Annotated in this window: 13 protein-coding genes; 2 read left to right on the top strand and 11 right to left on the bottom strand. The window is 58.0% G+C overall.

The genetic code is table 11. The features are described 5' to 3' along the window. Positions 1-1,128 precede the first annotated feature (1,128 nt). The 11 genes from AC1VXC_RS20345 to AC1VXC_RS20395 all read right to left on the bottom strand — a co-directional run bounded on the left by AC1VXC_RS20345 (position 1,129) and on the right by AC1VXC_RS20395 (position 8,540). The gene (locus AC1VXC_RS20345; protein ID WP_481539798.1) at positions 1,129-1,344 is read right to left on the bottom strand and encodes a hypothetical protein; all 216 of its coding nucleotides are present in this window, start codon (positions 1,342-1,344) and stop codon (positions 1,129-1,131) included. Positions 1,345-1,558: 214 nt separating this feature from the next. Beyond that, positions 1,559-1,699, bottom strand: coding sequence for a DUF6959 family protein (locus tag AC1VXC_RS20350; RefSeq protein WP_481539799.1), 141 nt, complete (start codon positions 1,697-1,699; stop codon positions 1,559-1,561). 23 nt (positions 1,700-1,722) lie between these two features. Beyond that, a complete protein-coding gene (locus AC1VXC_RS20355; RefSeq protein WP_481539800.1) occupies positions 1,723-2,208 on the bottom strand; it encodes a hypothetical protein in 486 nt (161 codons plus the stop codon). A gap of 59 nt (positions 2,209-2,267) precedes the next feature. Then, the gene (locus AC1VXC_RS20360; RefSeq protein WP_313174243.1) at positions 2,268-2,750 is read right to left on the bottom strand and encodes a DUF695 domain-containing protein; all 483 of its coding nucleotides are present in this window, start codon (positions 2,748-2,750) and stop codon (positions 2,268-2,270) included. A 14-nt stretch (positions 2,751-2,764) separates the two neighbouring features. Continuing rightward, positions 2,765-3,211 (bottom strand): hypothetical protein, encoded by a 447-nt coding sequence (locus AC1VXC_RS20365; protein WP_313494676.1) that lies wholly within the window; start codon positions 3,209-3,211, stop codon positions 2,765-2,767. 589 nt (positions 3,212-3,800) lie between these two features. Continuing rightward, positions 3,801-4,085 carry a DUF6881 domain-containing protein gene (locus tag AC1VXC_RS20370; protein ID WP_313494675.1) on the bottom strand — a complete coding sequence of 95 codons (285 nt, stop codon included), beginning with the start codon at positions 4,083-4,085 and terminating at the stop codon, positions 3,801-3,803. Positions 4,086-4,427: 342 nt separating this feature from the next. Beyond that, complete coding sequence (locus AC1VXC_RS20375; protein ID WP_481539801.1) at positions 4,428-4,991, bottom strand: NMCC_0638 family (lipo)protein; 564 nt, start codon at positions 4,989-4,991, stop codon at positions 4,428-4,430. A 704-nt stretch (positions 4,992-5,695) separates the two neighbouring features. Further along, on the bottom strand, positions 5,696-6,034 hold the full coding sequence (locus tag AC1VXC_RS20380) for a hypothetical protein (protein WP_313494673.1): 339 nt from the start codon (positions 6,032-6,034) through the stop codon (positions 5,696-5,698). Between the two features lie 64 nt (positions 6,035-6,098). Then, complete coding sequence (locus tag AC1VXC_RS20385; RefSeq protein WP_313173188.1) at positions 6,099-6,518, bottom strand: DUF4279 domain-containing protein; 420 nt, start codon at positions 6,516-6,518, stop codon at positions 6,099-6,101. An 83-nt stretch (positions 6,519-6,601) separates the two neighbouring features. Continuing rightward, entirely contained in the window at positions 6,602-6,979 is a 378-nt protein-coding gene (locus AC1VXC_RS20390; protein WP_481529329.1) for a hypothetical protein, read from the bottom strand. 637 nt (positions 6,980-7,616) lie between these two features. Continuing rightward, the gene (locus tag AC1VXC_RS20395) at positions 7,617-8,540 is read right to left on the bottom strand and encodes a LysR family transcriptional regulator (RefSeq protein WP_313495812.1); all 924 of its coding nucleotides are present in this window, start codon (positions 8,538-8,540) and stop codon (positions 7,617-7,619) included. A gap of 111 nt (positions 8,541-8,651) precedes the next feature. Here AC1VXC_RS20395 and AC1VXC_RS20400 point away from each other — a divergent pair, with 111 nt between their 5' ends. Beyond that, positions 8,652-10,163 (top strand): FAD-dependent oxidoreductase, encoded by a 1,512-nt coding sequence (locus AC1VXC_RS20400; protein ID WP_481539802.1) that lies wholly within the window; start codon positions 8,652-8,654, stop codon positions 10,161-10,163. Positions 10,164-10,165: 2 nt separating this feature from the next. Then, positions 10,166-10,357 (top strand): hypothetical protein, encoded by a 192-nt coding sequence (locus tag AC1VXC_RS20405; protein WP_057626798.1) that lies wholly within the window; start codon positions 10,166-10,168, stop codon positions 10,355-10,357. The last annotated feature ends 301 nt before the right edge of the window (positions 10,358-10,658 follow it).

Consider the following 10,658-nt stretch of genomic DNA (forward strand, 5'->3'; position numbering starts at 1 on the left):
AGCGCCCACCGCTACAAGGCCCCGGCCACCGTTCGACGGGCTTGGCTCGAGGCAGATAATATCCACCCCGGACTCACTGGCTAATTGGCTACAAGATCCGTACGCAGGTCAACTCCAAAGATGGCAAGGAAGAGCCAGCCGCTGGCGCGACTAGCGCCGCAATGCATCTCTGTGAGGCAACGGAATACCCCGGCAATCTGAGGTATGCCAATAGCTACGGCAGCAATGGCCGCAACAGCCACCAGAATGAGAGCAGTCTTGCCGAGAACAGACGCGTGCCAGAGAAATGCGTTGCGCCGCAGTGCGAGGAAGGCTCGGAGAGGAAGCAGCGAAACGCCGAATAGCCCGACGAACCCCAAGGCATAGATGGAAGAAGCAAATAGCAGATACGACTATTCTGTCATTGCAACCTACGTCTGAAATTAAGCCGCGGCACGTAGCGGCATCGGCTTGAATGAATTGTTAGGCGCGTCTGTCATAGGGTGTCATTGGACAGAAGCGAACCATCACGAGCAATCTTTGCGCTACAGGAGGGGCATTTCCAGCCACCTAGCATGGCTTCACGGGTGTTGGATGGTTTGCGGAATCTAGGCAGCAACGTCTTGCACTTGGGGCAGGTTTTTCGAGGAATCAAGAATGCAAGAAGAAGCACAGCTAATCCACCGGCGATACCACCAACGAGCGCGGATGTCAGAAGCATATCCATGCGTCTCCTTTAAGCGCCTAGCGCCTGAATAAAGCCGACCCGCGAAGCGGGTTTGGCTTGAATGAACTGTTAGGCGGCAGTGGCCGCTGATTGAGCCCAGGACCAATGCTGCCTTGCTTGCACAACCCAATACGAACCGATAATGCCACAGCTCGCGATACGGAGCTTGCCCAGGAAATCTTGTCGAGCGATGTCGCCGAAGTACGACGAGATGATTGCGGCAGGGCGGTAAAGCGTAAGACGAAGTAGAGAATTTGCTGACGCCAAGAACGGTTGGAACTGCTGCCCGGAGCCGACCAGTGACTTGCCAGTGTCGCTGCCGAGAGAAGAAGGGCCAGCCAACCCAACCCAACACACCATCGCCTAACGCCTGAATTAAGCTCCCCCGCAAAGCGGGCTCGGCTTGAATGAATTGTTAGCCTTCACGAGAGGTACTTTGCGACGATCCCACCTAGCGCGAAAATCGCCCCTGAGATTGAAGCCCAGTTGAGATTTTTGTAAGTACCGAAAGCCATAAGAGCGAAGCCAGCAGCCCCGGCAAGGTTGCGAAGCTCATTGCCGTAAAGCACAAAATCCACGAAATTGACCGCTGCGAATACAATAGCAACTGTTACAAAAATCTTGCTGGTAGTACTCATCTTGGGAGAATCCTCCATTGCTGCTCCTGAGCGCTAACCCTGGAATTAAGCCGACCCGCGAAGCGGGTTCGGCTTGAATGAAATGTTAGGCATCAGGTGTCTCCACGAAGGGGAGGCTGATCTGATGCTCATCAAGTACGGACTTATAGTGCTCAAGCATAACGAGCAGCGTACCGTGTAGATCACGTAGTTCATCTACTGCGTCAGGACTATCTCAGAGCGCCATGGCAGTCTGGGTGCATAGCGCATGAAGAGTGTCGCCTTGCACAAGCAATCCCGGGAACTTGCGACCAGGATGCCGGACAACGGGCATATTCGATTGGTCTGAGTAGATCTCGACGTTCTCGATGCGCATGATCTGATGCCTAATACCTTGAGTTAAGCCGCGCCGCGAAGTGGCGTCGGCTTGAATGAATGGTTCGGTTGCCGGCGATGAGTTGCGAGGTCCCAAAACATGTAACCAGCAGCCAAACCCATGCCTACTAGGTCTGCGTACCATTGTTGGTACTGAAAATATCCACGAGCAGCTCCCCCATACACACCCGTAACCGCCTGATCCTGCTCGAACAGATAGCTGTTGATAGCGTACCCGATTGCGAATAAGGCGAAGAAGCAGATCAACATAATCTGCTGTGCTCGATCGCTTGAAGGGCTCTTGCCGAGGTTCCTAAATGCGCCAAGAAATAGAAACGCAAGCATTAGCGGTAGGCCAAGGCCGGAAAGTGCGTGCTCAACAATTGCCCGCCACTCGTACCCAAGAAGCGTGGTCACCCACTCTCGTACAGCGGAACCCTTCGCTACGCGGAGATACAGCGCAGAGCTGAGAGCCAGCAGGGAAATCAGAAGAGGACGACGGATTATCACGGGCAACCTAACTCCGGAATTAAGCCGACCCGCGCAACGGGTTCGGCTTGAATGAATTGTTAGCCATCGCCAGGAACCACACCGGAGATGAACTCCTCGTAGGTGCTCCACGCGGGGTCAGGCGCCGCATGTATCTTGATGGGAAAGGCTGGACTGTCCTTCAGAGCCGAGTTGAGCTTGGTCATGAACTCATCCTGAGACTTGGTGTAATAGATCCATTCGCGGAAATTTTCGCCAGTTGACACCAGAGCTAGCGTTGCAAAGCCATTGCTCTCGATGGTTGGTGAAATAGCGTCCTCCAGCTCGTCCATACTCCTGCGCTCATCAGCGGATGGCATGCCGCTCTCCGACTGATAGTCCCAGACCAAGATCACCCGATCTGGTTGCTTGGAGCGGCGGAAGTCTACCGAAAAGGATTTGACGTACCGGAAGACGATGGAGCGGTCCTCCGCCTGGTGCCTAGAGACGGCCGTTGCCCACTCTTGGGCGGATGCTGACGTGGTCATGAAAAGGCCGATGATCGCGAGCAGGAGCTTTGACATGGCTAACACCTGAATTAATCCGAGCCGCGAAGCGGCTTCGGCTTGAATGAATTGTTAGAGGGCGTGCCGCGATACGCCAACGCGACAAACGCGAGACCTGTGGCCACGGATATGGCTAGCGGAAGCCAGGCGAGCGAGCCACGGGTGCCGCCAAGGAACCAAATACACAGACCAGGGAGCGTGGCGATTAGTAGAGCCGTAGCTGGACCCGCAAGGCGAAACCTTAGAGCAAGCCAAAGTGCAGGAAGCCCATATGCCAACAGCAGTAATGCCATTGCGGCGTAACCGATGGATGAGACAAACAAGGCATCGGCGATGAGTGTCAGAGACTGCGTGAGCGAGGTGGACTGGAACAGGGCGAGAAAGAGCGAAACTACGAGACTCCCTGCGGGGACCCCGACCAGTGCGGCCAAAAACAGGTTGCGATAAGGCCGGTTTGGAGGACGGGAGAGAATGTTCATTAGCCCTCTAACTCTGGAATTAAGCCGACCCGCGAAGCGGGTTCGGCTTGAATGAACTGTTAGGCCGCTCTAGGGGACTTGCCATACGATCTCCAACTCGGCGGATCGCATCCCCGGAATAGGCCATTTCTTTCCCCCATGCCGGCGGGCTTCCGCTAGATATCTTTCCAACAACTTAACAAGGCCACGCTGTTGATGCGCGGCGCTGCGCAGATCTTCGGCCTGAGTCGCGATCTGCTCTTGGAGCTCTAGAAATCGAAGGTTATTGCCTTGGATGCCGGGATGAGTACTTAGCTCCACTTCCCCTGCGTGGTAGGCGAGGTCCCACTCGCGCCATATTGTCTCGAACTCAGACACCGCCTCTAGGAAGGGTTGGTCAATTGGAACAATGTCAAAGACTGCAGTTCCCAGCACAGGGAGAGGGTCGCGGAGCCAGAAGTAGTGAGGCCTGCCGCTATGGATTGCCACGCCCTCTTCTGGCAGCTCCATTTCACCGTCGTATACGAAGTAAGTGAGAACCGGATTTCTCATAGCGGCCTAACTCCGGAATTAAACCGACCCGCCCAGCGGGTTCGGCTTGAATGAATTGTTAGCCCCTAGCTGGCACATTGGCAGCCCATAAGCTCTCGAAGCTTTGAGCGCTGATAGTAACGCCATTGAACTCATGTGATTGATTGATCTCCGCCAGCGGTGGAACCGGGACAATGCCAAGCTCGGTGCCGGGCGAACCGCTTTGCTGGGATGCATAGCCAACCTTACCCATAGGGAAAAATTCCAGCTTGCGCGTTTCGTATCGGTCTGCGTTGAGTTCGGAGACTAGGCGCACTGGATCAGTAGTGTTCTGGTGTTTCCACTCGACGTCGATGTATTCCATAGGGCCCAGCGCCTGAATTAAGCCGCGCCGCGAAGCGGCGTCGGCTTGAATGAATTGTTAGGCTCCAACCATGAAGTGCAGCCAACCAATGAGCAGCAAGGTAGGAATAACTCCAAGGAGCCCAAGTGCTATTCCTGTTTTTCCCGGCATGCTATTCCTAGCCATAAATCCGAAGCCTAACGCACATAGTCCGAGAGCGAGGCTGAGCCAGTAGATTGCAGAAGAACCCCAGCCCAATAAGAAGAATGCAACAACCCCAAGGATTGAAAGTATCCCTGCGAGAATCGAAATTTTTCCCATCTTACACCCACCAATTTTTCATCATGCAGCCTAACGATTGAGTTAAGGCGTGCCGCGAAGCGGCATCGCCTTGAACGAATTGTTAGCCTTGCCGACCAGTGACATTGAAACCATGGCCTGAGCAGTTGCATCGTTATTGTCAGAAGTAGTAAGGACAAAAAGAAGCTCATCTTTGTCCTCTGGCCGTGACCAAGAGTACGCCGTCGTGCGAGTGTGAGCGTCGTTGGGCCCCAACCCAGTTGCGTTCTGTGCCTCAGCCACGAGTGGTTCCGGGGCCGTGGCCACTAAGGCCAAGAAGCCGGCGCGAACTTGGTCGGGGTTGGCGTGCTGCGCAAAAACGGCGCAGACAGTGTCGTCGCGGAGTGCAACCACGTATGCGGTGGACGGCGCTACAACGAACCATGCCTTGCCAGGGTTGCCGCCAAGAAAGAACTCTGCTTTTTCGACAGGGGCCTCCAGGGCGTCGCTCATTGCCTTGCGAAGATTGTCCTGCGAATAGAAGTGCTTCATGCACGTGCCCGCGAAAAGGTCATTGATGCCATCCGAGGGTGGAGATGCCGCTGCAAGAGCCGGAAGAAGTGCCGCAATTGCAAGGAGCTTTCGCATAATTCGTCTCGGAAGACTAACGCCTGAATTAAGGTGACGCTGCGAAGCAGCGGTCGGCTTGAATGAATTGTTAGGCAGCGGGGCTATCACCAAGGCTTAAGCCCTGGTCGATCGCGCTCCATGCAACAAGAATCACCGCAGGACGGACAGTGACACCGCTTAGTGCAACCGCCGCTACCGCTTGGAGCAGGAACTGTGTGGCAGTTGCTATCGCCTGAATAAACGTTTCCGCAGCTGGGGCACGTGATATTGCCTTGGTGGTCTGGCGTGCAGTCAGTCATCTTCGCTTCCTTGTGAGTTCGACGGTACCTGGATTTGCTGCCTAAGTCTGGAATTAAGCCGCGCCGCGCAGCGGGTTCGGCTGTTAGGCCGCACCGTAGCGAACTCTGCGCGTGCGGTAAACGGCTACTGATACAACTGAGAACACCAGGCACCCCAGCAACGGAACCCAAGCAAGCCCGACGAAGTTTTGTACAGCCGCCAGACCCTGTGAGGGCTCTTGCCCAAGCCCGATGCCGTCGCGAAATTGCCAGCATGCCCAAGCCCAGACTAGCAATGAGAGACTAGAGCAAGTCAGCGCGGCTCGAAGAGATGCCAGCGAACGGCGGGCCGTAAGCCATACAAGACAGGCTAAAGAAGCGAGCACTGGAACAAGCAGAACTAGAAGAAAATCGCTCATCTTTCTAGGCGGCCTAACTCTGGAATTAAGCCGACCCGCGAAGCGGGTTCGGCTTGAATGAATTGTTAGGCCGCACCATGCGACGGATAACGAACGCCACCGCCGCGCAGAGTACAGCCCAAGAAAAGAAGGCCCCAATTGCAATGAGCAGGAGGTAGGCTGGCGCCCCGCCGTCCGGTACTAGCCAGTAAAGAAATGACGTTGGAGTGATCTTGCCAAGAACTGGAGCAATGTGGGTGCCTGGCCACAAATAGACGGTTGAAGCCAAGCCTGACGGAAGAGCAAACAGAGCAAGCGCACCAGCGGCAGCCGAAAGGCAGAGGCCAACAAGAGCGGGCATTAAGATGGTGTGGATGTTCTTCATGCGGCCTAACTCTGGAATTAAGCCGCGCCGCGCAGCGGCGTCGGCTTGAATGAATTGTTAGCGCTCAACCCGTGCACTCGCGACTGTCCGAATACAGGTAGTAAGTGTCGAGATCTAGTCGCAAGCCGTAGAAGGCGAGCCGGGAAACGATAGTCGTTGAAACGCAGAGTCCCGCACCAATGTCATTGAAGTTGCCAACTAGTTGCATGGTGCCGCCTAAGCGATGGCTGACGGCGGCAAAGGCGCTTGAGTTGGCGTCCATTTGAAGAAGAACGTCCTCCAGGTGTTCCTCCAAAGCTGCGGTACGCTCGACCCTGGAATAAAGCGACCATTTACCCGTCCGCCGTTCCCGGTGTCGAGAGTCTCGGTCTCCCTTGCGCCAAGCGCGTGTCGGAGTGGTGCCAAGCTCAGCAGACACAACCGAAGGGTCAAGGTCGTCGTCGTACACCGCGAAGTAGGCATAGCAGTTGTTGGGATCTGTCATTGAGCGCTAACTCTGGAATTAAGCCGACCCGCGAAGCGGGTTCGGCTTGAATGAATTGTTAGGTGCCATCGAAGCGATAGACACTAGCTTGCGATGTCCATCTTGGCTGACCCGTAAAGGCGAACTGACCGCTCAAGAGATGGAGAGCCTTCATGCTCTGGGTATGAGGACACACTGATCACCCAATTTTGACCAAAGAACACAAGTTCGAGTGGGGTCAGCTTAGTGAGGAAGAGCAATGCCAACTGTTCCTCAGAGCTTGCAGTGAAGAATTCGAAGTCTGCCTTGTACTCTTCTACGCCAATTGCAGACGACCCGCCTTTGGAGCTAACGAAGCGAGCTATTTTGCTGAGCCAGGCGCCATAAGCATCAGCCTCTGGAAATAGCTCAATTCTCTCCATGGGGCTCTGCAATATTTTCCGAAGAGTTTCAGCTTCCTGCTTTGTGACCGGAGCAATCATTGGACCCTCTTGTGGAACCTAACTCTGGAATTAAGCCGACCCGCGAAGCGGGTTCGGCTTGAATGAATTGTTAGGCGGCTGTGGCCACTTGCCGCTCCCCGGGCCAATGCTGCCTTGTTTGTGCAACCCAACGTGAGCCGATCATGCCACAGCTTGCAGGGTGGAGCTTGCCTGGGAAACCCTGCCGCGCGTAGCCGCCGAAGTGTGATGAAATGATTGCGGTGGGGCAGTGAAGCGTAAGGCGAAATGATGCGCTTGCCGATGCCGAGAACAGTTGGTGCTGCTGCCCGGAGCCGACCGGTGACTTGCCGATGTTGCGGCCGAAAGAAGAGGGGCCAGCCAACCCAACCCACTGCCGCCTAACTCGTATTGGACCGCCGAACAGCGGTGTAGCGCGGAGTATCCCGCGTTTTGTCCCTGCGTGGAACCGGGCGGATTCCCCCGCTGGATCAAATGTTTGTGTTCGAACGCTCTGCGCTCTATACGCTGTTTTCGGCCTGCAATAACCGCCAGCTAGCGGTCATAACAGGTAGCGATCGCTTTGCCGCGGTGTAACAACCTGCGGAAGGCCGTGGTGGTGGCACGCAAAGGTGATTTTCCTGTGCCCGTAAGTACACAAGCCAGGGCAAACGCCGCTTCACTCCACCTGTCGCACCTGTGCCTGCTCGGCAGCATTCCGCAGCGCCTGTAGAAACCTTGCCAAGGGCGCGCTCTGCGGCTCGCCGTCGCGCGTGTAAACCATTACCGGCCGTTGCCATGCAAACCCAGGTGCATCCAGCTTCACCCAATGGCCGGCAAGCAACTCGGCCTGCGCCAATCGGCTGGGCAGCAACGTGAGATAGCCGCCGTCGCGGATCATCGCGCGCATGAATTCCGGTGAGCCGCTTTCCATCGTATTGAGCGGTGGCTCCAGGCCGGCTTCGTGGAAGCGTTGCCGGAACGCGGCCTCCACCGCGCCCAGGCGCCGTCCGAATATCCAGGCCTGCTCCAGCAACTGTGCTGGCGTGATATCGCGTTGCCGCGCCAGCGGGTGGCGCACGCTGGCGAGCACACGGTACTCATCGTGCATCAGCACGTCGCTCTTGATGCGCGGGTCCGGGTCGCCGTCGCCGAAGGTGTGCAGGGTGACCACCGCGTCCAGCTCGCGCGCCAGCAGGTTGGGCAGCAGCTCGGGCAGGATGCCGCCGCTGACGTGGATGCCGATCTTCGGCCAGTGCCGGCGCAGGGCCAGCACCGCTGGCGCGACCAGCGAGCCGGCGGTGCTGGGGCCGGTGCCGATGCGCAATTGTCCCTCGGCGCCGGTCTGCAGCTCCTGCAGGCGGTCCTCGAAGCGGCGCACCGCGTCGTGGGCGGGCTGGGCGTGCTCCATCAGCAGGCGGCCCACGTCGGTGAGCCGCGCCTCGCGGCTGCCGCGCTCGAACAGGCGCGCGCCCAGTTGCTGCTCCAGCGCCTGGATGCCCTTGCTCAGGGCCTGCTGGGTGCGGCCGGTGGCCGCGGCGGCGCGGGTAAAACTGCCGTGTTCAACCACGGACAGGAAGTAGCGGAGCTGGCGTAGATCCATGGCGGGTGCACTGTAACAACCAATGGTTGTGGATCGTACGCGAATTGGTTGGCGGTTGTCGGGGCAGGGCGCTGATAGTCGGGCCTATCGCAATCTCCCGGGAGGGGAACCATGGCCAGTCGCAACGCCGTCAAACAGTGGGACCAGCAGTACGACCTCGTCATCGCCGGCTTTGGCCTGGCTGCCATGTGCGCCGCTATCGAGGCGCATGACCTGGACCCGAACCTGTCCATCCTCATCCTGGAAAAGGCCAACGAGGCCGAGACCGGCGGCAACAGCCGGGTGGCCGGGCAGTCGTTGCTGATCACCAAGAACGCCAAGGTGCTGGCCGAGTACCAGCGCAAGATGAGCGTGGCCAACCCGATCCCGGAAGACATGCTGGTGCCGTGGTCGGAGGCGATGGAAGCGCTGGAGCCGTGGATCCAGGAGCGCGCCGCACAGGCCGGTGCGCAGTTCATCCATGGCACCGGCTTCTCCGAGCGCGATGCGGTGCTGGAGTTCCCGGAGTTCGGTGCACGCGAGGCGGTGCACTGCACCGCCACCATCCTGCCGATTCCCTCGGGCGTGTACCTGGCCTTCCGTGAGAACATCCGCCTGCGTCCGCGCATCCAGATCGCCTACGAGTCGCCGCTCAAGGACCTGGTGCAGGACCCGGATACGCTGGAGGTGTTTGGTGTCATTGCCGAGCAGAACGGCCAGCGCATGGCCATCCGTGCCAACAAAGGCGTGGTGATGGCTACCGGCGGCTTTGAAGCCAACCTGGACATGCAGCGCAATTACTTCGGCCTGGCCAACCCGGCACCACTGGGCACGCCGCACAATACCGGCGACGGCATCAAGATCCTGCAGAAGGCCGGCGCCGATCTGTGGCATATGCGCAACCAGGGCCAGTCGGGCGGCATCTGGCCGGGTTTCAAGCCGGAGGGTTTCGTCAACGGCTTCCTGCGCAACTTCTTCTGGCAGAGCTTCAGCTGGATCGAGGTGGATGCGAACACCGAGCGCTTCTACAACGAAACCGCCGAGCTGCAGCTCACCCATTACAAGGAAAAGAAGCACGGCCATTGGGTGGACACCCCGCACTATCGTGCGCAGCCGGTGCACATGATCTTTGATGCCATCACCTGCCAGTACAACAAGCTGGTGGTGGAAGTGATGAGCTGGAACCCGGTGGTACGCGGCTACAAGTGGTCCGATGACAACTCGGCGGAAATCGAGAAGGGCTGGATCCAGCAGGCCGACACGCTTGAAGAGCTGGCAGTGAAGATCAACCGTGACCCGGCCAAGCTGCGCGCGGAAGTGGAGCGCTACAACGCGGCCTGCGCGGCCAGGCACGATGCTGATTTTGGCCGCAACCCGGACACCTTGTTCCCGATCACGCAGGCGCCGTTCTACGGCGTGCGTGTTGACCCGGTGATCGTCTGCACCGGCGGCGGTGCGCGCCGCAACATCAAGTCCGAGGTGCTGGACCACGATGGCAAGCACATCCCGCGCCTGTACGAAGCCGGCGAAATGGGCTCGATGTTCTCGGACCTGTACCAGAACGGTTCGTACCTGACCGAAGCGATGATCTCCGGCCGCGCCGCAGGTCGTGAAATCGTTGGTCTTGGCAACTGGGAGGGCTGAGCATGAAGGTTGCTACCCCCGCGATGAAGCTGGACGTGCGCATCAACGACGTCAAGGCCGAGGATGGCCTGCTGGTGATGGACGGTGTTGCCGGCATGCTGCCGTGCAAGACCAGTCTGACGCCGGCAGAGTTCCGCCAGATGATGAAGCTGGCACTGCGGCCCAGCGTGTTGGCGCTGCTGTTCAAGAAGTAAGCCCGCTAGCGGCACGCAGCGCTGTTGTGTGAAGCGCTGCCTGAAGCCTTGCTTGAAAGCTTGCTTGAAGCCCCTCTCCCCCCCGGGAGAGGGGTTGGGGAGAGGGTGAGGTGCGAAGCACCGCGCAGAAGCCAGAAGCCCCCTCATCCGCCCCTTCGGGGCACCTTCTCCCGCTTGCGGGAGAAGGGACTGCAAAGCAGTGCAAAGCAGTGCAAAGCAGTGCAAAGCAGTGCAAAGCAGTGCAAAGCAGTGCAAAGCAGTGCAAAGCAGTGCAAAGCAGTGCAAAGCAGTGCAAAGCAGT

The organism is Stenotrophomonas sp. STEN033, from assembly GCF_056856655.1.